Raw genomic sequence first — 24,052 nt, 5'->3', positions numbered from 1 at the left:
TGTATCATGAGCAGTCGCAGATCTGTTATTAAAAACATTGTTGCCGGCACGGCAGGTATTGGCCTGCTCGGCGCTTCGAAGCAAGCATTGGCCAAAGCCATGGAAGACCAACCACTCAAAGGCAATATCAACCACAGTGTGTGCCGCTGGACATATGATTTTTTATCGCTGGAAGAGTTGTGCCTACTAGCCAAAGAAATCGGTATTAAAGCCATTGATTTGATTGGCCCTAAAGATTGGCACATCCTCAAAAAGCACGGCCTCGACAGCAGCATGTGCAATGGTGCCGAAATCAATCTGGTAGATGGTTGGAACAATAAAGACAATCACGCCAAGCTTATTCAGAGCTACACCGAACATATTGAACTGGTGTCGAAAGCCGGTTACAAAAACCTCATCTTCTTTACCGGCAACCGCCGTGGCATGGATGATGAAACAGGCTTGCAAAACACAGTAGAAGGCCTTAAGAAAATTGTGGGCCTTGCCGAAAAGAAAGGCGTGGTGTTGCAGTTGGAATTGTTCAACAGTAAAATCAACCACAAAGACTACATGGCCGACAAAAGCGCCTGGGGTGTAGACATGTGCAAACGTATTGGCAGCGAAAACATAAAGCTGTTGTACGATATCTACCACATGCAAATCAATGAAGGCGATGTCATTCGTACCATTCAGGACTTCCATCCCTACTTCGGTCATTATCATACTGCAGGCGTACCGGGCCGTCATGAAATTGACGATACACAGGAACTGAACTATCCTGCCATTATGCAAGCCATTGTAAAAACGGGTTACAAAGGCTATGTAGCACAGGAGTTCATTCCTGTAGCTACAGATAAAATTGCTTCGCTGAAAGACGCCATCCGGCGTTGCGACGTGTAAACTCATCCATCAGAAAAACTCATCCAGAAACCATAAACAGTAAAACGGACATGGCAGAAAATACCTACGATGCAATTGTAGTGGGCAGCGGAATCAGCGGCGGCTGGGCAGCCAAAGAACTCACCGAAAAAGGATTAAAAGTGATTATGTTGGAGCGTGGCCGCAATGTGGAACACGTGAAAGATTATGTAAACACCAATAAAGATCCGTGGGAGTTTCCGCACCGCGGTGGTCGTACACAGGAAATGGTAGACAACTACCCTGTGCTAAAACGTGATTACCCGCTCAACGAAATGAACCTCGATTTTTGGGCTAACGAAAAAGATTGCCCTTATGTAGAAATCAAACGTTTCGATTGGTTTCGGGGGTATCATGTTGGAGGCCGTTCTCTTACCTAGGGCCGCCAGAGCTATCGCCTGGGCGATTTAGATTTTGAAGCCAATGCCAAAGATGGCCATGGTGTTGATTGGCCCATTCGGTACAAAGACATTGCTCCATGGTACAGCTATGCCGAAAAGTTTGCCGGCATTAATGGCAACCGCGATGGCTTTCACACCCTGCCCGATGGCGACTACCTGCCCGCCATGGAAATGAACTGTGTAGAAAAAGACGTTGCTGCAAGAATTAAAGACCACTACAAAGGCCAACGGGCATTTATCATGGGCCGTAGTGCTAACCTCACGGCGCCACATAATAATCGCACCAATTGCCAGTATCGCAACAAATGCTGGCTGGGTTGTCCGTTTGGTGCTTACTTCAGCACCCAAAGTGCTACCCTGCCAGCAGCCATGGCAACGGGCAATCTCACCCTTCGTCCGTACAGTATTGTTACCCGCATTTTGTACGACAAAGACACGCAGAAAGCAAAAGGTGTAGAAGTACTGGATGCTGAAACCAACAAAACTTATGAGTACTATGCAAAAGTTGTTTTTGTGTGTGCATCAGCATTTAACAGTACCTGGATACTCATGAATTCTGCAACTGACATTTGGCAGGGCGGCCTTGGCAGTAGTAGTGGAGAACTTGGTCACAATGTAATGGATCATCACCTACGTGCTGGCGCCGGTGGCCGGGTAGAAGGCTACGAGGATAAATATTATTTTGGTAAAAGGCCGAATGGCATTTATGTTCCCCGATATCAAAACGTAAATGGTGACAAACGTGCTTACCTGCGTGGCTTTGGCTACCAGGGCGGCGCCAGCCGCAGTGGCTGGAGCCGCGAGGTGGCCGAACTCAACATTGGTGCCGCCTTTAAAGATGCACTCTGCGAACCCGGCAACTGGAGCATGGGTATTGGTGGCTTCGGAGAAATTTTGCCATACCACGAAAACCGCATTTTCCTCGATAAAAATGTGAAAGACAAATGGGGCTTACCTGTATTGGCATTCGACGTTGAGCTGAAAGAAAACGAATTGAAAATGCGGGAAGACATGAAAAATGATGCCGTAGAAATGTTGGAAGCCGCTGGCGTAAAAGACGTAAAAGGCTACAATGGTGATTATGGCTTTGGCATGGGCATACATGAAATGGGTACAGCCCGCATGGGCCGCGACCCCAAAACAAGTGTGCTCAATGGCAACAACCAGGTATGGGATGCCAAGAACGTGTTTGTAACGGATGGTGCATGTATGACCAGCGCAGGTTGTGTAAACCCATCACTCACATACATGGCACTCACAGCCCGTGCTGCTGACTTTGCTGTAAACGAACTAAAAAAAGGCAACCTGTAAATATTCAAGTTCTATACTCATCACTCATTTGCATTTATGCCAGAACAATACGACGCCATAGTAGTAGGAAGCGGCATCAGCGGAGGCTGGGCGGCTAAAGAGCTCTGCGAAAAAGGGCTGAAAGTATTGTTGCTGGAGAGAGGCCGCGATTTTAAGCATGTAGAAGATTACAAAACAGCAAATAAAGACCCATGGGATTTTGAACACCGCGGCCGCACTACGCAAGAGCAACGCGAAGGCTACCCTGTTTTACATCGAGGCTGGGCTGCTTCGGAAGCAGTGATGGATATGTGGGCCAATGAAAAAGATTGCCCGTATGTTGAGGACAAACCATTTACCTGGTGGCGGTCATACCAAATGGGCGGTCGTTCGATTTTGTGGGGGCGGCAGAGTTATCGCCTCAGCGATGTAGACTTTGAAGCCAACGCCAAAGATGGCATTGCCATCGACTGGCCCATTCGTTACAAAGACCTTGCCCCCTGGTACGATTATGTAGAAACATTTGCCGGCATTAGCGGTAGCAAAGAAGGCCTGCCGCATTTGCCAGATGGCCAGTTTTTACCTCCCATGGAGCTGAACTGTGTAGAGAAAGACGTGGCTTCAAGATTGAAGGATTTTTACAAAGGCAACCGCCACTTAATCATTGGCAGAACCGCCAACTTAACTGCACCAATACAAGGCCGTACACAATGCCAGTTTAGAAACCGTTGCTGGGAAGGCTGCCCATTCGGTGGCTATTTCTCCACCCAATCTTCTACCCTTCCTGCTGCTGTAAAAACGGGCAATCTTACGGTGCGGCCTTGGTCTATTGTAACCAAAGTGCTGTACAATAAAGACACCCAAAAAGCAACGGGTGTAGAGGTAATGGATGCTGAAACCAATCAAACAGTTGAGTTCAAATCGAAGCTGGTATTTCTGTGTGCTTCGGCACTAAACAGTACTTGGGTATTGTTTAACTCAGCTACTGATGTATGGCCCGGTGGCCTTGGCAGCAGCAGCGGCGAACTGGGCCACAACGTAATGGATCATCATTACAACCTTGGCGCCAGCGGCTCAGTAGAAGGCTTCGAAGACAAATATTACTATGGCCGACGAGCCAATGGTTTTTACATTCCCCGTTTCACCAACCTTAACAGCGATACACGCAAATATCTGCGTGGCTTTGGCTATCAGGGTGCCACCAGCCGCAGTGGTTGGAGCCGCGAAATAGCGGAGCTCAACATAGGAGCCGGCTTTAAAGAGGCATTGTTGGAGCCGGGTGGCTGGAACATAGGCATGACAGGCTTTGGAGAAATTTTGCCCGACCACCGCAACCGCATTTATCTGCATAAAGAAAAGAAGGATAAATGGGGCTTACCCGTACTGGCCATGGATGCAGAAGTACAACAAAATGAGCTGGACATGCGCAAAGACATGGTAGCAGAGGCCAAGGCCATGCTGGAAGCAGCCGGAGTGAAAAATGTACATGGTTGGAACAACGGTCATGCTATGGGGCACGGCATACATGAAATGGGTACAGCCCGCATGGGCCGCGATGCCAAAACAAGTGTGCTCAACGAATGGAACCAGGTGTGGGACTGTAAAAATGTATTTGTAACGGATGGCGCAGCTATGACATCGAGTGCCTGCCAAAATCCATCACTCACTTACATGGCTCTTACTGCAAGAGCTGCCAAATATGCCTTTGAAGAATTAAAAAAAGGAAACCTCTGATTTAACATTCATCTCTACAAAACAATAAACAATTTTTATATGGACAGAAGACAAGCCCTTCAAAATGTAGCCCTGCTGCTCGGTGGTACCATTGTAGGTGGTAGTTTGTTTTTGCAAGGCTGCAAAACTGAAACCACAAGTACTGATGGAGCCCTGCTCTCAGATGAGCAGATCAAATACCTCGATGAAGTAGCAGAAACCATTTTACCCAAAACAAATACACCGGGCGCCAAAGAAGCCGCTGTAGGTGCATTTATGGCAGTAATGGTGAAAGATTGCTACACCAAAGCACAACAAGATGTATTTGTGAAAGGGCTGGCTGATATTGAAAAACGAAGTGAAGCTGAATTTAAAAATGGCTTCCTGAAAATTACACCTGAACAACGTACAACACTGCTCACTGCATTGGATAAAGAGCAGAAAGACTATCAGGAGAAAAAAGAAAAAGATGCGCCTTCGCATTATTTCCGGATGATGAAAGAACTGACCCTTCTCGGCTTTTTCACCAGCAAACCTGGTGCAACCCAAGCATTGCGCTACATAGCAGTGCCCGGCAAATATGAAGGCTGTGTAGACTACAAAAAAGGAGACAGAGCCTGGGCATAGTCATGCTGCAGATAAAGCATAAGTATAAAACGAAAAAAGCCTTCCACAATGGAAGGCTTTTACGTTTGTGCCCCAGACGGGAATCGAACCCGTACTCGCTTTTCGGCGAACAGGATTTTAAGTCCTGCGTGTCTACCAGTTCCACCACCAGGGCGTGGTGTTTGTTTTTTAGAAGTACAATTGTACGCTAAAAAAAACACCCCGCAGTTGCGAGGTGAAAAAAAAGAGCGGAAGACGAGATTCGAACCCGCGACCCTCACCTTGGCAAGGTGATGCTCTACCAGCTGAGCTACTTCCGCATATTGCATTTCACTTTCGTGAGGTGCTTTTTAAGAACTGTCCCGTTGTTTTTGGGAGTGCAAAAATAGGAGTCTGACTATTTCTGCCAAATTTTTTTTTACGACTTATACTTTGGCGTGTACTGGGTGCTTTCAGGAATTTCTACACGTGGCTTTCCCTTATAACTTGTAGAATACATATAACCGCTGCAACCAGCTACAAAAGCCAGCAAAGTTGCTACTTGCAGGTAAAACAAAAAGCGGGAAGACTTTACCCAGTTGGTACCAAATTCCTTATCGCTTGAAGCCTGATGCTCTTGGTGATGCGCCATAGTTGATTCGATTTCGGTTGCAAAAATAAGGGGGTGATTGTGAAATTCGAACAAGGATATTCACTTATGCACAGTAAATATTTTCCAGCCCTGTGCCACCTGCATTTACAATTATCTTAGGCCCATGATTAACCGGTTACTCAATTGGCGCATTTTCTTTTTTGTGGTAGCCATGGTTATTGTGGGCGTTACTGTTTTTTACACCCGCTACCTGGCCAATAAAATATTGCTGGAAGAACGGCAACGGGTAGAAGAATGGGTGCAGGCTAACCGAACCATGCAGCAAAGCGATGCACCGGGTTCCATTGCATTAGCCAACATGGTGATCATCAACAATGAAGACATGCCGCTGATTGCAACAGATGAGAACGGCAATATTGTAGATCATCGAAATCTCGATTCCATTCAACTGCAGCGCAACCCCGGCTACCTGAAACAGCAGTTGGCCAAGCTAAAAGCCGAACACTTACCCATTGATTGGGAAATAAGCGATACCCCGCAAGTGGTTTATAAAGTATACTTCGGCAATACAGCTTTGTTAAATGAAGTGCAGTACTATCCACTGGTACAGTTATTGGTGGTGGCATTATTCATCATTTTATTGGTGGTGTTGCTCAATACGCACAGCCGCAGTACGCAAAACCAATTGTGGGCCGGCATGGCTAAAGAAACGGCGCATCAGATGGGCACGCCTATTACGAGCTTGCGGGGTTGGGTAGAAATGCTGAAAGAATCGGAAGTAAACCCTGAAGTGGTACAGGAGTTGGAAAAAGATGTAGAACGGTTGAAACTGGTGAGTGACCGTTTCAGTAAAATTGGCTCTCAACCCAAACTTGAAACCACCAACCTGGTGGCTTTGCTGGAAGAAATGGTGAGCTACATGAAACGCAGGGCCCCGGGTAAAGTGCAGTTTGAATTCATTAGTCCATCAAAAGAAATTTTAGTGCAGGCATCTCCTACCCTTATCAATTGGGTGATGGAAAACCTGCTGAAAAATGCCCTCGATGCCATGGATGGTACAGGCTCCATACGGGTACACATACAAGAGCAACCGCAGCAAGTAATAGTTGATGTAACGGATAGTGGAAAAGGCATTAGTGCGGCTAACCTGTCCCGTGTATTTGCCCCGGGTTTTACTACCAAAAAGCGTGGCTGGGGACTTGGCCTTACGCTCAGCAAACGCATAGTAGACCAATACCACAAAGGTAATTTGCACGTAAAACAATCGGAGCCGGGCGTTGGCACCACTTTTCGGATGGTGCTACCCAAAGGACTCGCTGAATGATGCCGGAAAAAATTCTGCAAAATCATTTTGGATGATATTGCGGCTACACTGATATTTGCAGCCCGAATTGCCCAGGTGTTGAAATTGGTAGACAAGCCACTTTGAGGTGGTGGTGCCCGCAAGGGCGTGCTGGTTCGAATCCAGTCTTGGGCACATAAAAAGTCTGTACTACTTGTACGGACTTTTTTCTTTTAGGTGATTAAGACTATCCGTACATATTTCAGGTTGTTTTATTAGTTGTATTACTGCTCATTTTGTTTTTTGATAAATGCTGCTACCTCTATGAGCGGCGCTACCCACAACTGCTTTTCTTGTTGCTTTAGGTACGAGAGAAATTCCCTGTGGGCAAGCAACGAAACATCTAAGTTGTTTCCACCCCCAACTCCATGAAATAAAATCACCAGCAAACCCTGTTTTTCGATGGCTTCATCTACCCATTCTTTCATTGAAGTAGCCGAATGGTTATTTACCATGTAGCAATCAATATTGTACACATCTATTGCATGAAGAGGATGAATAGCATGCCGTACTGCCCTTGCTGCAACAAAATCTTGCTGCATTCCTTGTAAAAAAAGTGAATCGCCAATTTTCATATCGCCACAAGTGAAAGCAAAGGTTCGCTCCTTTTTCCCATCAATGGCATGCAAAAAAGTATTGGTCATTCGAAGTTCGTCCTGCATTCTTTTTATGCTATACTGGCTAAGGTCATATTCTTTGGGCACCCATTCTCTACCAGAGGTGTTGCCTACACAAGGATGAAATAATGCATGATTGCCCAGTTCGTGCCCCGTGCTTGCAACACGCCTCCACTCTTGCAGTCGATTGGCAACACAGGCAGACCCTGCAGTTATATAAAAAGTTGCCTTCAGCCCTAATGAATCCAACACCGGCAATGCATTATCGAGGTGTTGATCAATTGCATCATCATAGGTAATCACAACAGCAGCACGTTTACCCTTCCATGCAGTTTGTGCAAAAGCAGCTGGAAATTGTAAGATTGTTATACAAACAATGCTGAAAAATGCAATCATTTTATTCATTGCAATTCAATTTGAAACGGTGAAGCCGGCAATCCTTCCTTGTTATACAATACTGCACCAGTTGGATTATCTGCGTAGGCATAAAAAACCTTTTGGGCATTGTTCACATCTACACCTGTTAATACAACTTTTCTGCCCACTATAGAAGCCGTTGCCTTTGTTATTGTTCCCGACTTGCTTTGTACAAAAAAATGAGGCGAATCATTTCCATTGAACAACAAACCACTACCCGTAGACTCAAATTGCAACCTGATGTTTTTCTTTTTTCGAATTGCCTTTTGTATTAATGGGCCTGTTGCAACTAAATGCTTTTCTTGATAAAAGTTCTTTCTGGCCTGTAAGGCTAAACGTATTCCTACATCCGCTTTATTCTCCGGATGTATATCATTCCATTCACCTAAGTCAATTGTAACAACCATTGCAGTTTGGGCAATGCTTCGCAAATTCAATTGCTGCTGTCGTAATCCAGCCCATTCACTCCGAAGCTGTACAGTATCGGCAGCCTCCATGAAATTTGGTAACTGTACAATTAAAAATGGAAGCCTGTTGTGATTGAATGTATTTCTCCAATCATGAATAAGTGCCTTCATCAGCAAACCATATTGCTCAAAAGCAGAAGCGTTACTTTCTCCTTGATACCAAACCACTCCCTTAAGGCCATAACGCTGCAAGGGTGCTATCATTGCATTGTATAAACCACCGGGCTTCCAACGAACCTGAGTAACTGGAGGTGCTGGCTGCGATGCTGTAGCACCAATCCTGTATTTCCATTCTCCGTTGAGTTCTATGGTGTCATAAGCTGTTGTTAATTGATACACTTTATCAGGCACAAAGCCCCCTAATTTGCCGTTGCAATGCACCCTTATGGTTATTTCATTTCGACCAATCCTTAGCACATTTGCAGGAAGCTCATACCGCCTTGCAGGATATTGATAGGTGGTGTTTCCAACAAATAAACCATTGACAAAAACAGAGTCAGCATCTATCATCCTTCCCAACTCCAGCTTAGATGGTTGTGCCATCATTGAAGCAGGCACTTCAATTTCTTTTTTACACCAAACAACTCCGGGCAACTTACCCGGCATAATTTCATGCCAATAGCCAGGCACTATAACCGTGTTCCATTCATGATTGATTGCAGCATGTTGCCAATTATTCTTTAGACCTTCATCTGCTTGTGTTAATGCTTCATTCCATTGTCGTAAAGCCAGTTGTTCCTTTTGTTCTAACCCTGATACATACGAAGCATTTTTAAATTGCTGTAACTCATTCCATGCATTTGGAAAAGATTGTAGTGCATTTTCACTTATCCATGCTTCTGCAGGTGTACCGCCCATTGCGGCATTGATGATGCCAACAGGCACATTATACTGCTGATATAAAGACTTTGCAAAAGAATACCCGACAGCAGTAAACTCCTGCAGGTGTGAAGGCGTCGCACTCACCCAGTTTCCCGTTGGAAAATCATTCCAAGGCCTATCGAATGCATAGTTATCCGGCACTAAAAAATGGCGAATAAAAGGAAAGCTATCATGTGCAATTTCTTGAGCATACCGGTATTTTAACCGGCCGCTCATGCTTTGCTCCATATTGCTTTGACCGATACACAACCACACATCGCCTACGAGTACATCCTTTATCAAAATTTCATTTTCCCCTTTAATATACATACTGAAAGGGCCACCTGCTTGCTGTGCAGGCAATACTATTTCCCATTTGCCAGCCGCACTAGTAGTAGTTTGAAATGTACGATTGTTGAAAGTAACAGCAACAGCTTCTCCTGCATTGGCCCAACCCCAAATATTGAGTGGTGCGTCTCGTTGCAAAACCATACTGTTGCTAATTAAACGTGGCAGTTTAATAGCAGCATTTACTGTTGAGATAAAAAAACCAAACAGTAAGAACATTAACCATCGTTTTTTCATTTTCAGGATTTATGGTATGGATGAATCGTTTTGATAAAGCCAAGTTCATCATACTGTAGTTCAGCCACTTTTACACAACGCAAATGTGTTACCCCTTTACTCAAAATACTGTCATGGTAAAACAAATACCACTTACCATTGAAAGAAACGATAGAATGATGTGAAGTCCAGCCAACTACTGGTTCCAAAATACGGCCGGCATAAGTAAACGGGCCGTAGGGATTATCACCAATAGTGTAACACAACAAATGTGTATCACCGGTTGAATAAGAAAAATAGTAGTGGCCGTTGTATTTGTGCATCCATGAAGCTTCAAAGAATCGCCTTTCATTATCGCCAGCCAAAAGGGGTGTACCATTTTCATCAAGAATAACAACATCTTTCGGCTGCTCTGCAAATGATAACAAATCATCACCAAGCCGGGCAATTTTGCCACATAAAGCTGGCTCATTATCTTTTGGCAAGTATGCAAAAGGACCCGCCACTTCGTACAAAAAAACACCCGTTTGCCAACGCTGCAACTGACCACCCCAAATACCACCAAAGTACATATACGCACTTCCATCATCATCAATAAAAACTGCAGGGTCAATTGAATAGCTCCCTTTAATTGGACAGGGCTCAGCAACAAATGGGCCTTCAGGCGCAGAACTCCTTGCAACACCTATTCTGAATATACCTTCTTTGTCTTTTGCAGGAAAAAAAAGATAATAAACACCGTCCTTTTCATTAGCGTCAGGTGCCCATAATTGTTTGTCAGCCCACGGCACATCTTTCAAGTGCAAAGCCACGCCATGATCGGTAGCCTTGCCATGCGGATCATCCATGGACAACACATGATAATCTTCCATCGCAAAATGACTACCCAAATCATCAAATGGAATATCGTTTTCTACATCATGCGAAGGATAGATATAAATTCTACCATTAAAAACATGTGCGGAAGGATCGGCCGTAAAAATATGCTCCACGACTGGTTGTGAAATTGCTTCAGCATTTAGTTTGTTAAAATCAATATGATCAATTGTTGCTTCTGGCATAAAATAAATTTACTTGAATACAATCAGGCTTTTTCTCTTTTCAGTTTCAAATCACTTTCAATTTTAGCTTCCATGGCTTTGTTAATTTCATATCCGAACAACAAAACTGCACCAACAATAAAAATAAATGCAGGTATTACACTTACCATGAGCTTAATACCATGTACTGCATCATTGGTTTGCGCTTCAGCGTCTGCTACATAACCGAAAATATCGAGCAACCAAGTGGAAATAGCGCCACCAATACTAAGACCTACTTTTAATCCGAATATCATAGCAGAAAAAATAATTGCTGTTGCACGTCGTCCATTTTTCCACTCACTGTAATCTGCTACATCTGCAATCATTGCCCATAGCAAAGGGATGGTAATGCCGTAAATAAAACCATGCGCTGTTTGTGCCACAAAAACGGCTGCAACAGCAGTATTTGAAAAGAAATAAATGACAAAAATGCACATGGCAGACAGCGCCAGAAAAATACCGTACACATTTCGTTTTCCTAGCTTATCAGCCAACGACTTTGAAAAAAGAATGCCAATAATCATGGCAATAGTACTGGCTGCACCCGTAAGACTGGCAGCAGCAAACGGAGCACTGCCCGGCTTTTGAAACTCTTCAAATGCAGTTGGGGTGAAAACATTACCTAACCAATGAATGAGTTGTTGAAACCCCATGTTGTTCAAAAAACTAACCTGACTCTCCTCCGACAGGTAATACCGGAAGAAGTAAATATTCATACCACCTTTAAGTGCAAGTGTTATAAATACGAGTATGGTTAATGCAAGCATTATTAACCAAGGCTTGTTACGCAATAAATCACTCAAGTCTTGTGTAAGTGGAGTTTTCTGTTCTTGCGGCGGCACAATTCTTTCACGTGTGGTGAGAAAAGTAATCAGAAAACAAAAAACACCAGTGATGGCAAACACCAACATCACTTTCTGAAAGCCAGCAGCTTTATCGCCATCGCCTACTGATAATGCAATAGGCAGCAATAAAACCTGTATGATAAACTGTGCTACCATTACCGCTACAAAGCGATAAGAAGATAAGCTGTTGCGATCTTTCATATCTCCGGTGAGCACTCCACTCAATGCAGAGTATGGAAGATTGTTGGCGCTATAAATTATCACCAACAACAAATAGGTAATTAAAGCATAAACCACTTTGCCACTTTCATCAAAATCAGGTGTAGAAAATGCCAGTAAAGAAATAATACCAAACGGAATTGCCGTCCACAATACCCACGGGCGAAACTTACCCCAACGGGTACTCGTTCTATCAGCAATGGCACCCATGATGATATTGAAAAAAGCACCCACAATACCTCCCACCAACATAACGATACTGGCTTTTGATGCAGGGATTTTATAAATATCAGTATAGAAAAAAGCCAGAAATGCCATGAGTGTTTGAAAGATGAGGTTGGCAGCCAAATCTCCAAGGCTATAGCCTATTTTTTCCAGTACGGACAATTTTTGCGGTTGAGCAGTCATATGGTGCTTTTACAAGGTGGAGTAATGTGCTACTTAATGCTTAAGAGATAATACTGCTTCAAATGCAGGTTTGGGTGTAAGCGTTCTATCAAAAAGCAAAGGATAGTTTGTGCGTCCTCTCACTGGCCAATCATTTAGCCAACTTTGCCCATCATCTACACCCCAAAGCGTAACGCGGGTTACTTTGTCTTTATGCTTTAAAAACAATCGAAATAAATTCTCGTAATCCTTTGCCTGCTGTACCAACACATTTGCTGGTATTCCATTTGCATACGGATTGAGAGAAGGATCTGTCGCCATGCGCTGGTTTACATCGGCACCTTGAAAATTGCGGGGCAATACTTCGATATCTAATTCGGTAAACATCACTTTCACGCCTAAAGCAGCGTAGGCCTCAATACTTTCTTCAATTTCTTTCAAAGGCACTTTTCCAACATGCCAATGTCCTTGAATGCCCACACCATCAATTCTAACACCTGCTGCCTGAATTTTTTTAATGAGCTGAATGCATCCATTGCGTTTAGCCGGTTGCTCATTGTTATAATCATTATAATACAACTCAGTATTGGGTGCCGCTTGCTGGGCCAATCTGAATGCCTCCGTCACATAGTCTTCGCCAAGTTTCTCCAAAAAAACAGACTTCCGCATAGTACCATCTTCATTCAATGCTTCATTCACTACATCCCATGAAAATATTTTTTTATCGTATCTGGACGCAATAGTTGCAATGTAATTCGTAAAGAATGTGCGAAATGAATCAACACTATTTATTTTTCTGGCAAAGGGTGAGAGCTGACTATGCCATATCAAAGTATGACCGTTTAACTCCATTTTATTCTTATGTGCAAAGGCCACGAGCTTGTCTGCTACCGTAAAGTCATAGGTATCCCATGCCGGGTGTATTACTTCACTTTTCATTACATTTTCCGGCGTAAGTGCATTAAACTGCTGCTTGATTAATGCTGTCATCTTTGGATCTCGTTCTTCTATCTGAGCTGTATTCAAGGCAGCGCCAATCTTAAATTCATTCTTATACGCATCCTTCAGAGTAAGCGAGTCACTTGTGCTTTTTTTGCTGCTACTGCATTGAAGAAAAATAATTGAAAGAGGTGCAAAAAAAAAGATTCTGCAGAAGCTCATTTTCATAGCAAGATATTTTTAGTAGTGAGTTTTTAATTATTGATTGTTTCTGGTGGGCCAAGAAAAGAAGGTTTCTGTCCGCCGAAGTCGAGCACCAATTGTTGCACAACAATACCTGGGTGAAGCACTTTCAATTTCACAACTTGCTTTCCGGCTTTTTCTACAAGGTGTTGTGTTTGCTTCACTATAATGTTATTGGCTACCCATTTCTCCCAAGTTTTTGTAACGGCGTCATCTTTGTTAATACTGATTATCTGCGGAACTTCATTGTTTATGCTTACTGCAATTTGCAGGCCTTCTGGCAAGTGCCAATAATTAAGCGAAGGCGAGAGGTAAGTATTCAGGCACAGGTTACCAGTATCATAAGTATAAAATTCATACTCAACTGTTGGAGCCGGTGCCATAGAAAACGAAGCATGTGCTACCGGAAAGGTAGTTATTGCATTACCCACTCTGCCATGGTTAGGAAGAACTTTCCAGCTTACACCTTTCGGCGAGGCTGATCTGGAAAAATGGTCTGCCTGAATTGATACAACACCATCCTTCTCATAGAAGGCCCTTCCTCTTACATCGGCTGGTACGCTTGCTTTTCGAACGTTGACATCATTTGGTTTTGCTAAAGAAACAGACACCGATTCATCCAATACTGTTTCAACAAAAGGCATTTTATTCACAGGTGGTTGTTGCCAATAGGTGTAACCAATATGTGTTTGGCTCATCATGTGTTTCCACTTTCCATTTTTAAGATGATGGTATTCTTCAGTAATCAATGAGTCATTTTCAAAGCGACGTTTTGCTTCCGTAGCATAGCCATTTGCTTTTACATCATTCAACTTTGCCAATTGCTTATTTCGGGCCACTGCGTAATACATTTGATATAAGTTTTCAGAAGCCTTTATAGGATGCAGCACCAACTGATAGTATGCATCTCTTAAAGAAGGAGCTATTAAATAGTGAACCTGCTCTGCCTGCTTCAATAAACTACTATAGTTGGAAACCATTCGCTCCCATTCATTGTAATGAAAAGAAAAAGTATTTTCATCTAGTAACTCAGGCTTACGAAGGCTGTTCATTTTGGTATAACCGTCTATAAGTGCTCCAATTTCTAAAACCTGCGATTTACCAAATTGTGCTGCACTCCAATTGCAGGTATTTTGCTGTAAATCATCAGCACCAATGGCATCGGGGTTCCATGCATAATCCAAAAAAAAGGATATCGGGAACTCCATGGGTTTGATATCGCCGACATTTACAATCCAAATTTGGCGGGCATTGTACACCCATGCAAGGTGCATTTGCTCCCATATACGGGTAATGTGATTTGTATTTATCCATTTATAATTACGAGGCCCACCTACATAATCGAAATGATAGTAGATGCCATAACCACCTGCACGTTTTTTTCATTTGTTGAAGGCAGGCGACGAATGTTTCCCCAATTATCATCGCATAACAACAACGTTACATCATCGGGAACCCGCATACCTTGGTCGTAATAGTCTTGCACTTCTTTGTACAGTGCCCACAATTGAGGTGTTTGCATTGCCGGCTTTCCACTTACATCAGCAATAATTTCTCGTTGATCGGCTACAATTTTTTCCAAGAGTGCAGTTGCAGTTTCACAGCTCATGGGTTCATCTCCATCACCACGCATGCCCAGGGTTATTATTTTTTCATTCCAGGCACGTTGCACCCCCTTTCGCCAAAAATCTTTCAAGTCTGCTTCTGTACTATCATAATTCCATTTTTTTCCCTTGCCGTACCTCCGCCATTCATCATGAGCTCTCATCAATGGTTCATGATGAGATGTACCTATAACAATGCCATATTCATCAGCCGCTTTAATATTGAGGCTATCATCATCATAAAAAGCGTTACCCCACATAGTCGGCCATAGATAGTTGGCCTTTAATCTCAACATCAATTCAAATACATGACTATAAAATTTTGGTTTCACCGTACGATTCATTAGGCAATATTGTACCTACGCCATGGGGAAATATTGATGACATCAATGCTAGTGGCCGTTACAGCCCACTGTACCTTAAGACAAACAACCCAGAATGGGTAGACAGGGTTCGTCGTTTACGCACTTTCAATAGTGTGTATGCAGAAGTAGAAATTTTGACAGGATTGAAGTACAGAGCTAATCTGGGTTTGAGTTTTGCACAACAGCACAATGCGCAATTTCAGCCAGAAGATTTGCCCGGCAAACCAAGCTTTTTCCGGGCTGTACAAGGCAATATTGCCTCTGTACAAAATGGCGAAACTTGGGGCTATACACTCGAAAACTTACTGACTTACGACAAGCTGATTAAAGACAAACACAAAATTAACTTCACAGGTTTGTACAGTATTCAAGAGAATCAATCGTTCGACAACTTTGTACAAAAAGATTCTATCGCTGATAACTTTGTGCAGTTCTACAATTTGGCATTGTCTACCCCTATCAACTCCAACAACACCGCATTGGGTGGTGGCGAAAATCGTTGGGCACTCATCTCCTACATGGGTCGTTTGAATTACGCTTTCAACAATAAGTATTTGGTTACTTTAACTTATCGCCGTGATGGTTCATCACGCCTTGCAGCGGGCAACCAGTGGTTTAACTATTGGGCAGGCAGTGTAGGCTGGAACATTATTGACGAACGCTTCATGGAACGATTCCGTAATATCAATAACCTAAAACTTCGTTTGAGCTATGGTACTACCTCTAACCAAGCTATCAACCCCTATCAGTCGTTGGGCTTGGTAAATAACTCAAACGGAATTGGCGGCAACGCAGGTATTACCCGGTATAATTTTGGCCCAACTATCGTTTCGGGTTACAACATTATAAACCTGCCCAACCCCAACCTGAGCTGGGAATTTACCAATGTGTTCAACGTAGGTGTTGACTACGGATTTTTCAACAATCGTATTTCTGGTTCAATTGAAGCATACTGGTCTAAAACCAACGACATTCTGTATGGCATCAACCTGCCCGTTACTTCTGGTGTTGCAGGTTCTTACCTTACCAATATTGGTCAAATGGAAAACAATGGTTTTGAATTCAGCCTTTCTTCGCTCAACGTAAAATCTAAATCAGGCTTCACTTTTTCTACAGATCTCAACTTGTTTGTAAATAATAACAAGCTTCTGAGACTCAACGGCAGCATTACAGAGCAGCCCGGTAGTCAGCTTTTTGTAGGCCATAGCATGACAGCCATTTGGGACTACAACAAACTGGGCATTTGGCAGTCTAATGAAGCTACTGAAGCTGCCCGATTTGGAGCCCAACCCGGCCAACTTAAATTGCTGGACCGTGCAGGTGCCGCTGATGGCAAACCCGATGGCCGCATTACCATTGCCGACAAGTACGTTCTGGGCGACCAGGATGCAGATTTGCAAGGCGGCCTCACATTGCGCTTTGGCTACAAAGGCTTCGATTTATCGAGTGTGATTTTTGCCCGTTTTGGTGGTACACTTATCAGTCAGCTTCACCAGCCAAACGGCGCATTCCTCACTATTTTGGACGGTCGCAGAAACAGTATTAAGGTAGATTACTGGACGCCAACCAACCCTACTAACTGGTTTCCAATGCCTCAAACCCAAATCAGTAATGTAAGCGATGCGTGGAGTACCCTCGGTTATTACGATGCTTCTTTTGTAAAAATGAGGAGCATCAACCTTGGTTACAGCTTTGGCAAGCAAGCCCTGAAACGCTTGGGCGCACAGAGTGTTCGCCTGTATTTTTCTGTAGACAATGTGGCGATTTTGCATTCACCCTTCTACCGCCAAACCGGCGTAGACCCAGAAGGTACAGGTACCGGCAACCAGGGCGTGGGCAATCCGGGTAATATTCGAGCCGGCAACAACGGCACCATTACACTGGGCCTGGCTACACCTCCCCGCCGCACATTTACCATGGGTGCTAACATCAGTTTGTAATCTCCAAAAACTAATCAGATGAAATCGACATATTCATTACTAATACTGGCACTTATAGCTACCGCTTTTGGGTGCAATAAAAAATTGGAAGAGCAACCCTTCACAGTTTTTTCCGTAGACTATTATAAAACTCCCAGCGGATTTGAAAACGGTGTAAATGCACTGTACTCGGGAATGCGCTTTGTATTTGGCCCCGAAGGCGCCGTAGGCCTTGGTACAGTAGGTACCGATGAATTTACTTTTGCCGAACAGCCTCGTAACGGTGCCGGTGGTACACAAGACTTTTTGGTAATGGGCCGCTACACACTCGACCCTGCAGTGGGCTCTATTCTTACACCATGGAACCGAAGTTTCAACAGCATCAACCTGGCCAATGGATTGCTGGAGTTTGCTCCGGACGTACCGCTTGCCAGCGACCGCCGCACTACTTTTACTGCTGAAATAAGATTTCTGCGGGCTTTTTACTACCTCAACCTCATTCAATATTTTGGGGCTGTGCCGGTAGATTTGGGCAGCGGCGATCTGCGTTTTAACCAACAACCATTTCAGGGCTTTAACCGTAAGGATACAGTGGCACTGCTAAAGCGGAACTATGAAGTGGTGATTGAAGACCTCGATTTTGCCAGTAAAAACCTACCCGACCGCAGACCGGCAAGTGCGTTTCGTTTTTCAAAAGCCGTGGCTTTTCACATGCTGGCCAAAGCACACATTCACCGTGCCTACAGCTCTGCACGGCAAGGCGATGATTTTGCCAAAGGCTACGCAGCTGCAATGGAGGTAATCAATAACCTGGGTAAATACGGCACCGCTTTGCAAACATTTTATGCGGATGTACACCGGCCTCGCAATGATTACAACAGCGAAATATTATGGTCGATAGAACGCATACCCGGAAACTTCATTGCCAATGAAATCAGTAACCCATCGGGCATTGGTGGCAATACCAAAGGAGTGGATGCAGCCAACGATTTTTGTGGTGATTACACCAATGTAAGAGCTCCATTGAACACCAGTGCTACTCAACCTGTTTCTACCCGCACTGTACTGTATGGTCGCCCTATCCGTCGTTTCTGCCCTACTCCTTGGTTATACAATGTTGCTTTTGCCGACAAAGTAAACGACAGCCGTTATGAAGGCTCTTTCCGTACGGTATATATTGCTTCCACAACAGGTGGTGGCTTCACCGCCGGTACTGACACTGCGTTCATTATGGCGTTTACCAACCGTATTGCTGATTCGCTCAATGGCATAGCCCCATCTGGCCCAAGGCTGAAACCTTACCGGGTGATTGCACCACGTGAATTTTATTTTATAGGTGGAAGTATAGATGGTACGCTTACCAGAAACATGTACCCCAGCATCAGCAAGTACGAAGACCCCGATAAAATTGAAGCCAATAACCAAGGCACACGTCCTTTTGTTGTGGCCAAACTAAGCGAAACCTATCTGCTGGCTGCAGAGGCTGCCCTAGCTTCCGGCAACCCTTCTGCTGCTATGGATCTAATCAATGTGTTGAAGCGCCGTGCAGTAAACCGCCCCGAACTATCCGAGCCTCAGCGTGTGGCCCGTTACGACCTCATCAAACTCACCAGCACCTCTCAAGTAACACTCGATTTTATTTTGGATGAACGTACCCGTGAGTTGGCTGGCGAATGCAGCCGTTGGCCCGACCTGGCAGTACGCAACAAACTGGTAGAAAGAGTACGCCTGTATAATAGCGATGGAGCTCCTAACGTGAAAGATTTTCATGTGCGTCGGCCCATACCGCAAAGCCAGTTAAACAACACCGTTGACCCCAATCCGCAACAGTTCCAAAATACAGGATACTAAGCCTGACATATGGTTGCCTGCTGGTACCATCAACAGGCAACCATCACTTACTTTTTATTCATTTTCCAAACAGCATACATGCATATGAAAACCAACAAAACCATAAAAGCAATAGCCGGTACCACACTGGCTGCTGCACTGCTGGTAGCATGCACCAAAGACATTAAAACCGGTGTTTTGTCTACCGGAAATTTTACTGATACAAGTGCTGCACTTAAGTCAGTAGTATCTTACCCGGTTGGTGTTGCCGTAAGCAATGCCATGAATTCAGATCCTGCCTATGCCAGCATTGTAAAGCGGGATTTTAACTGGGTAACTTTTGAAAACGACATGAAGCACAGCAGCATCGTTCAAAGCAATGGCACGTTCAACTTTACCAATGCCGACAATTTGATGAATGCTGTAACAGGTATGGATGTGTATGGCCATGTGCTTGGCTGGCACTCTCAGCAAAATGCCGGCTACCTGAAATCCTTTGCAGGCATTACCATACCCGCAGCGGTTGAGCTGGCCACCAATCCAGGCTTCGAATCGGGCCTGTCAGGATGGAGTGTTTTTAATACCGGAAACCCAACAGGAACCTCAACTGTAACTGCAACCAATATTGCATCGGAAATACATACCGGCACCAGCGCCATGAAGGTGGTAAACCCAATAGGCTATGCCGGTAGCCAGTGGCGGGTGCAGGTGAGCAGTGCGGCCTTCCCTACCGAAGTAGGCAAGCAGTACACTATCTCTTACTGGGTACGGGCAACAGCAGCTGGCGGTTCTATCCGGCTCAGTACCGGGCCATCGAGCCCACAGTACCAGGGCGATCAAAACATTGGCACTGCATGGCAGCAAGTATCTTGGACGATTACTGCACAATTAAGTTCTACTACGTTCTTATTCGATCTTGGCCAGGCTGCTAATACTTACCTGATAGATGATGTAAGTGTAAAAGAAGTGGTAGCAGCACCAAGTGGTGCGCAGGTGGCCAACAAACTTGATGAGGCTCTCAACCGCTGGATTACAGCCATTGTAACCCGCTACAAAGGCAAAGTGATAGCATGGGATGTCATCAACGAACTGTTTACAGAAAATGGTGAAATCCGCAACAATGCCAACACCGATATTACGCCTTCGCATGTGCTGGTATGGAGCAACTACATGGGTAGAGATTATGCACTCAAAGCATTCAACTATGCCCGTGCTGCCGACCCTGCCGCTGAGTTATACATCAACGATTTTAATTTGGAAATCAGCAGCCGTAAATTGGATTCACTCATTACATTTGTAGGCGAACTGAAGGCCAAGGGTGCAAAAGTGGATGGCATTGGTACCCAAATGCACATAGCATGGAACACTAATAAAGCCGGCATTGAAAGCATGTTTCAAAAACTGGGCGCTACCGGTTTAAAAATCCGCATAACAGAGTTGGATATCAGAACCATGCTGAATAGTGCCGCTGCGGCACCTACACCACAGCTGATGGCTTACCAGGCCGATATGGCCCGCTTTGTAGTAGAAACGTACTACAAGTATGTACCACCTGCACAACGTGGTGGTATCACGCTGTGGGGCGTTATCGATAGACTGAGCTGGCTGTACAACAATGGCCGTGAGTTCCCGCTGTTTTACGACACTAATTATCAGCGGAAACCATCATACGCCGGATTACTGAAAGGTATGCGCAGCAACTAAAAAATCACAAGCAAGCAGTAATATCCGAAGGGGCGATTTCGCCTCGCCCTTTCCTTCTCACTTGCTGCAATAAAGGTAAATGCATTACTGAATTTTAAACGCATAAATGATACAACAAATGAAAGTGTTAAGTACCGTTACTGATTATTTTAAACACATACCAAGTATAGCGTATGAAGGCCCTGGCACCGATAATCCGCTAGCCTTTGAGTACTACGATGAAAACCGTGTGGTTGCTGGTAAAACCATGAAGGATCACCTTCGTTTTGCCTGTGCTTACTGGCATTCTTTCTGCGGCGATGGCAGCGATCCGTTTGGCGGCCCCACCCATCTTTTTCCATGGCTGCAAATTGCCGACCCAGTAGAAAGAGCCAAGCGAAAAATGGATGCCGCATTCGAATTCATTACCAAACTCCAACTGCCCTACTACTGCTTTCACGATGTAGATGTGGTAGACTTTGGCAATGATGTGGCAGAAAACGAACGCCGCCTGCATGCACTGGTAGATTATGCACAAATAAAACAACAAGCCACCGGCGTAAAATTGCTGTGGGGCACTGCTAACCTTTTTTCGCACCAGCGATACATGAATGGTGCCAGTACCAACCCCGACTTTGCAGTAGTAGCACATGCCGGTGCTCAGGTAAAAGCCGCCATTGATGCAACCATTGCCTTGGGTGGTGAAAACTATGTTTTTTGGGGCGGCAGAGAAGGCTATATGAGCCTGCTGAACACCAACATGAAACGGGAAAAAGAACACCTGGCCCGCTTTCTGCACATGGCAAAAGATTATGCCCGCAGCAATGGCTTTACCGGTACATTTTTTATTGAACCAAAGCCTTGCGAACCCAGCAAACATCAGTACGATTACGATTCAGAAACGGTTATCGGTTTTTTGCGCCAATACGATTTGCTCAACGATTTTAAACTGAATATTGAAGTAAACCACGCCACACTGGCCGGCCACACGTTCCAACACGAATTGCAGGTAGCTGCCGATGCCGGCATGCTCGGCAGCATTGATGCTAACCGGGGCGATTATCAAAACGGTTGGGATACCGATCAATTTCCCAACAACATCAACGAGCTTACAGAAGCCATGCTGGTAATATTGGAAGCTGGTGGCTTTGGAGGTGGCGGCATCAACTTCGATGCAAAAATCCGGCGCAATTCTACCGACGTGGCCGATTTGTTTTATGCCCACATTGGCGGCATGGATACATTTGCCAGAGCACTGCTCACTGCCGATAAAGTATTGACTTCTTCTGCCTACAAGCAGCTTCGTGCAGAGCGTTATGCATCATTCGACAGTGGCAATGGCGCTGCTTTTGAAGCTGGCCAACTCTCACTGCACGATTTGCGCAACATTGCTGCCCAAGCCGGAGAGCCAAACATCATCAGCGGCAAGCAAGAGTTGTACGAAATGATTATCAACAGGGCCATTTAATGATACATCTGAAACCGGGGCCACGCTCCGGTTTCTTTTTCACACACAGTGTAAGTTCATTTTCTGTATCCTCATTTTATATTCCGGGTACTTTTTTACAGTAGTACAAGCGGCGGTTCTCTTCTGGGTTTTATCAGCATTAATCTCACTCAGCCAGCGTACTTTGCCGCTCTGCAAAATATTAGTCGTTATGTTGTTGTTAGGCATAGATCTTGGCACTTCTGCCATCAAAGTTTCTGTAGTAGATACCCATACTCAACATGTGGTGGCCTCGGCGCAATATCCTGAAAACGAATCGCCGATTATATCCTTGCAAACCGGCTGGGCCGAGCAAGATCCCGAGCAGTGGTGGTACGATATTCGCCAGTGCATCATTAAAGCAAATGCCTCAGGAAAATATAACCCAGCTGATATTGCTGCCATTGGTATTGCATATCAAATGCATGGGTTGGTAGTAACTGATGTTGATGGAAAAGTGCTACGCAACAGCATCATCTGGTGTGATAGCCGTGCCGTGCCCTACGGCGATAAAGCTTTCGACAGCATTGGCCATGCCGAAAGTTTGAACAGCCTGCTCAACTCACCCGGTAATTTTACTGCCGCAAAACTTGCCTGGGTAAAAGAAAACGAACCTGCCCTGTTTGCACAAATAGCACACGTAATGCTGCCCGGCGACTTTGTTGCCTTCAAATTCAGTGGCCAGCTTACTACTACTCCATCAGCACTTTCCGAAGGTATTTTCTGGGATTTTTCTACTAACAGCGTTTCTGCAAAAGTCCTTGATCATTTTGGGTTCGATGCCAGCATCATTCCTGAAATCCGTGATGTATTTACCAGCCATGGAGAAGTAAATGCAGCCGTGGCACGTGAACTTCAATTGAGGCCCGGCATACCGGTTACCTACAAAGCCGGCGACCAGCCAAATAATGCGCTTTCACTAAATGTAATGCGCCCCGGAGAAGTAGCCACAACGGCTGGCACCAGCGGCGTTATTTACGGCGTTGCCGATGCCATAGCCCCCGATCCGCAATCGCGGCTCAATTGTTTTGCCCATGTAAACCACAGAAGCACAGCCCAACGAATAGGTTTGTTGTTGTGCATCAATGGTTGTGGCATTATGAATAAAATAATACGCCAATGGATGGCCCCGCAAATGAGCTACGCCGCTATTGATGCCAATGCCGCCGAAGTGGCTCCGGGCAGTGAAGGCATCAGCATTTTACCATTTGGTAATGGCGCCGAACGGATGCTGGGCAATGAACTGGTGGGGGCTCAAATAATGAATCTCGACCTCAACAGACATTCGGTGGCGCATTTTTTCAGGGCCACGCAAGAAGGCATCGCATTCTCCTTTCGCTACGGCTTAGATATTATGCGGAGCATGGGCATGCATCCATCGCTTATAAAAGCTGGCAAAGCCAATATGTTTCAAAGTCAAGTATTTACTGATGTATTTGTAAACGTAACCGGAGTACCGGTTGAACTGTATAATACAGACGGTGCCACCGGGGCTGCACTGGGTGCCGGTGTGGGGCTTGGCGTAATTGCAGAAGGCGATCTGGGCAAAGGTTTGGAAAAACAAGCACTGATAGAGCCCAATAAACAACAGTCATACGAAACACACTACCAACGCTGGCTGCAGTACCTGCAGCAATGTATGGCTGCAGAAAAAATATAGGATGCCTTTTTTGTATTAAATAA

At 44.8% G+C, this 24,052-nt stretch carries 16 protein-coding genes, 3 tRNA genes and 2 pseudogenes; 11 read left to right on the top strand and 10 right to left on the bottom strand.

The window, feature by feature from the left end:
• The first annotated feature begins 6 nt into the window (after positions 1-6).
• The 4 genes and pseudogenes from V7Q13_RS11790 to V7Q13_RS11775 all read left to right on the top strand — a co-directional run bounded on the left by V7Q13_RS11790 (position 7) and on the right by V7Q13_RS11775 (position 4,928).
• On the top strand, positions 7-879 hold the full coding sequence (locus tag V7Q13_RS11790) for a hydroxypyruvate isomerase family protein (RefSeq protein WP_333800877.1): 873 nt from the start codon (positions 7-9) through the stop codon (positions 877-879).
• Between the two features lie 50 nt (positions 880-929).
• Positions 930-2,609: pseudogene (locus V7Q13_RS11785) on the top strand (GMC oxidoreductase).
• A 36-nt stretch (positions 2,610-2,645) separates the two neighbouring features.
• Positions 2,646-4,322 (top strand): GMC family oxidoreductase, encoded by a 1,677-nt coding sequence (locus V7Q13_RS11780; protein ID WP_333800876.1) that lies wholly within the window; start codon positions 2,646-2,648, stop codon positions 4,320-4,322.
• 39 nt (positions 4,323-4,361) lie between these two features.
• Positions 4,362-4,928 carry a gluconate 2-dehydrogenase subunit 3 family protein gene (locus V7Q13_RS11775; RefSeq protein ID WP_333800875.1) on the top strand — a complete coding sequence of 189 codons (567 nt, stop codon included), beginning with the start codon at positions 4,362-4,364 and terminating at the stop codon, positions 4,926-4,928.
• Between the two features lie 68 nt (positions 4,929-4,996).
• On the opposite strand, the gene V7Q13_RS11770 is transcribed toward V7Q13_RS11775, so the two are convergent.
• The 3 genes from V7Q13_RS11770 to V7Q13_RS11760 form a co-directional block, all read right to left on the bottom strand.
• A tRNA-Leu gene (locus V7Q13_RS11770) sits at positions 4,997-5,082 on the bottom strand.
• A gap of 72 nt (positions 5,083-5,154) precedes the next feature.
• Positions 5,155-5,227 (bottom strand) — tRNA-Gly (locus tag V7Q13_RS11765).
• Between the two features lie 98 nt (positions 5,228-5,325).
• Positions 5,326-5,538, bottom strand: coding sequence for a hypothetical protein (locus V7Q13_RS11760; RefSeq protein WP_333800874.1), 213 nt, complete (start codon positions 5,536-5,538; stop codon positions 5,326-5,328).
• A gap of 124 nt (positions 5,539-5,662) precedes the next feature.
• Between V7Q13_RS11760 and V7Q13_RS11755 the strand changes: the two genes are divergently transcribed.
• Both V7Q13_RS11755 and V7Q13_RS11750 read left to right on the top strand, forming a co-directional pair.
• Positions 5,663-6,823: a sensor histidine kinase gene (locus tag V7Q13_RS11755; protein WP_333800873.1), complete on the top strand. Its 1,161-nt coding sequence runs from the start codon at positions 5,663-5,665 to the stop codon at positions 6,821-6,823.
• A gap of 69 nt (positions 6,824-6,892) precedes the next feature.
• Positions 6,893-6,976 (top strand) — tRNA-Leu (locus tag V7Q13_RS11750).
• 89 nt (positions 6,977-7,065) lie between these two features.
• Here the strand turns inward: V7Q13_RS11750 and V7Q13_RS11745 are convergent.
• From V7Q13_RS11745 to V7Q13_RS11715, 7 genes and pseudogenes are all read right to left on the bottom strand, one after another.
• Positions 7,066-7,863, bottom strand: coding sequence for a polysaccharide deacetylase family protein (locus V7Q13_RS11745; RefSeq protein WP_333800872.1), 798 nt, complete (start codon positions 7,861-7,863; stop codon positions 7,066-7,068).
• The gene (locus tag V7Q13_RS11740) at positions 7,860-9,533 is read right to left on the bottom strand and encodes a sialate O-acetylesterase (RefSeq protein WP_333800871.1); all 1,674 of its coding nucleotides are present in this window, start codon (positions 9,531-9,533) and stop codon (positions 7,860-7,862) included. The genes V7Q13_RS11745 and V7Q13_RS11740 overlap by 4 nt, the downstream gene beginning before the upstream one ends.
• A 257-nt stretch (positions 9,534-9,790) precedes the next feature.
• A complete protein-coding gene (locus V7Q13_RS11735) occupies positions 9,791-10,828 on the bottom strand; it encodes a glycoside hydrolase family 43 protein (protein ID WP_333800870.1) in 1,038 nt (345 codons plus the stop codon).
• 23 nt (positions 10,829-10,851) lie between these two features.
• Positions 10,852-12,321 carry an MFS transporter gene (locus V7Q13_RS11730; RefSeq protein WP_333800869.1) on the bottom strand — a complete coding sequence of 490 codons (1,470 nt, stop codon included), beginning with the start codon at positions 12,319-12,321 and terminating at the stop codon, positions 10,852-10,854.
• 33 nt (positions 12,322-12,354) lie between these two features.
• Positions 12,355-13,467, bottom strand: coding sequence for an endo-1,4-beta-xylanase (locus V7Q13_RS11725; protein ID WP_333800868.1), 1,113 nt, complete (start codon positions 13,465-13,467; stop codon positions 12,355-12,357).
• Between the two features lie 26 nt (positions 13,468-13,493).
• Positions 13,494-14,126, bottom strand: a complete 633-nt coding sequence (locus V7Q13_RS11720; RefSeq protein ID WP_333800978.1) for a hypothetical protein — start codon at positions 14,124-14,126, stop codon at positions 13,494-13,496.
• A gap of 441 nt (positions 14,127-14,567) precedes the next feature.
• Positions 14,568-15,382 (bottom strand): annotated as a pseudogene (locus V7Q13_RS11715) (glycosyl hydrolase 115 family protein); the annotation flags it as partial.
• Between the two features lie 26 nt (positions 15,383-15,408).
• Here V7Q13_RS11715 and V7Q13_RS11710 point away from each other — a divergent pair.
• The 5 genes from V7Q13_RS11710 (at position 15,409) to V7Q13_RS11690 (ending at position 24,029) form a co-directional block, all read left to right on the top strand.
• The gene (locus V7Q13_RS11710; RefSeq protein WP_333800867.1) at positions 15,409-17,391 is read left to right on the top strand and encodes a SusC/RagA family TonB-linked outer membrane protein; all 1,983 of its coding nucleotides are present in this window, start codon (positions 15,409-15,411) and stop codon (positions 17,389-17,391) included.
• An 18-nt stretch (positions 17,392-17,409) separates the two neighbouring features.
• Entirely contained in the window at positions 17,410-19,221 is a 1,812-nt protein-coding gene (locus tag V7Q13_RS11705) for a RagB/SusD family nutrient uptake outer membrane protein (RefSeq protein WP_333800866.1), read from the top strand.
• Between the two features lie 84 nt (positions 19,222-19,305).
• Entirely contained in the window at positions 19,306-20,904 is a 1,599-nt protein-coding gene (locus V7Q13_RS11700) for an endo-1,4-beta-xylanase (RefSeq protein WP_333800865.1), read from the top strand.
• Between the two features lie 118 nt (positions 20,905-21,022).
• Positions 21,023-22,351 carry a xylose isomerase gene (xylA, locus tag V7Q13_RS11695; protein WP_333800864.1) on the top strand — a complete coding sequence of 443 codons (1,329 nt, stop codon included), beginning with the start codon at positions 21,023-21,025 and terminating at the stop codon, positions 22,349-22,351.
• Positions 22,352-22,541: 190 nt separating this feature from the next.
• Positions 22,542-24,029 (top strand): xylulokinase, encoded by a 1,488-nt coding sequence (locus tag V7Q13_RS11690; protein WP_333800863.1) that lies wholly within the window; start codon positions 22,542-22,544, stop codon positions 24,027-24,029.
• Positions 24,030-24,052 lie beyond the last annotated feature (23 nt).

The sequence above is a fragment of the Phnomibacter sp. genome, from assembly GCF_036803085.1.
In the GTDB taxonomy this organism is placed as follows: Bacteria; Bacteroidota; Bacteroidia; order Chitinophagales; family Chitinophagaceae; genus Phnomibacter.
Note: the sequence above shows the minus strand (reverse complement) of the source record. Positions and strands in the feature narration are given on the sequence as shown.

Excerpts from the sequence above, each read along its gene's own strand:
- V7Q13_RS11790 (WP_333800877.1), top strand. The coding sequence starts at position 7 with ATGAGCAGTCGCAGATCTGTTATTAAAAACATTGTTGCCGGCACGGCA.
- V7Q13_RS11780 (WP_333800876.1), top strand. The coding sequence starts at position 2,646 with ATGCCAGAACAATACGACGCCATAGTAGTAGGAAGCGGCATCAGCGGA.
- V7Q13_RS11775 (WP_333800875.1), top strand. The coding sequence starts at position 4,362 with ATGGACAGAAGACAAGCCCTTCAAAATGTAGCCCTGCTGCTCGGTGGT.
- V7Q13_RS11760 (WP_333800874.1), bottom strand. The coding sequence starts at position 5,538 with ATGGCGCATCACCAAGAGCATCAGGCTTCAAGCGATAAGGAATTTGGT.
- V7Q13_RS11755 (WP_333800873.1), top strand. The coding sequence starts at position 5,663 with ATGATTAACCGGTTACTCAATTGGCGCATTTTCTTTTTTGTGGTAGCC.
- V7Q13_RS11745 (WP_333800872.1), bottom strand. The coding sequence starts at position 7,863 with ATGAATAAAATGATTGCATTTTTCAGCATTGTTTGTATAACAATCTTA.
- V7Q13_RS11740 (WP_333800871.1), bottom strand. The coding sequence starts at position 9,533 with ATGTATATTAAAGGGGAAAATGAAATTTTGATAAAGGATGTACTCGTA.
- V7Q13_RS11735 (WP_333800870.1), bottom strand. The coding sequence starts at position 10,828 with ATGCCAGAAGCAACAATTGATCATATTGATTTTAACAAACTAAATGCT.
- V7Q13_RS11730 (WP_333800869.1), bottom strand. The coding sequence starts at position 12,321 with ATGACTGCTCAACCGCAAAAATTGTCCGTACTGGAAAAAATAGGCTAT.
- V7Q13_RS11725 (WP_333800868.1), bottom strand. The coding sequence starts at position 13,467 with ATGAAAATGAGCTTCTGCAGAATCTTTTTTTTTGCACCTCTTTCAATT.
- V7Q13_RS11720 (WP_333800978.1), bottom strand. The coding sequence starts at position 14,126 with ATGCCTTTTGTTGAAACAGTATTGGATGAATCGGTGTCTGTTTCTTTA.
- V7Q13_RS11705 (WP_333800866.1), top strand. The coding sequence starts at position 17,410 with ATGAAATCGACATATTCATTACTAATACTGGCACTTATAGCTACCGCT.
- V7Q13_RS11700 (WP_333800865.1), top strand. The coding sequence starts at position 19,306 with ATGAAAACCAACAAAACCATAAAAGCAATAGCCGGTACCACACTGGCT.
- xylA (WP_333800864.1), top strand. The coding sequence starts at position 21,023 with ATGAAAGTGTTAAGTACCGTTACTGATTATTTTAAACACATACCAAGT.
- V7Q13_RS11690 (WP_333800863.1), top strand. The coding sequence starts at position 22,542 with ATGTTGTTGTTAGGCATAGATCTTGGCACTTCTGCCATCAAAGTTTCT.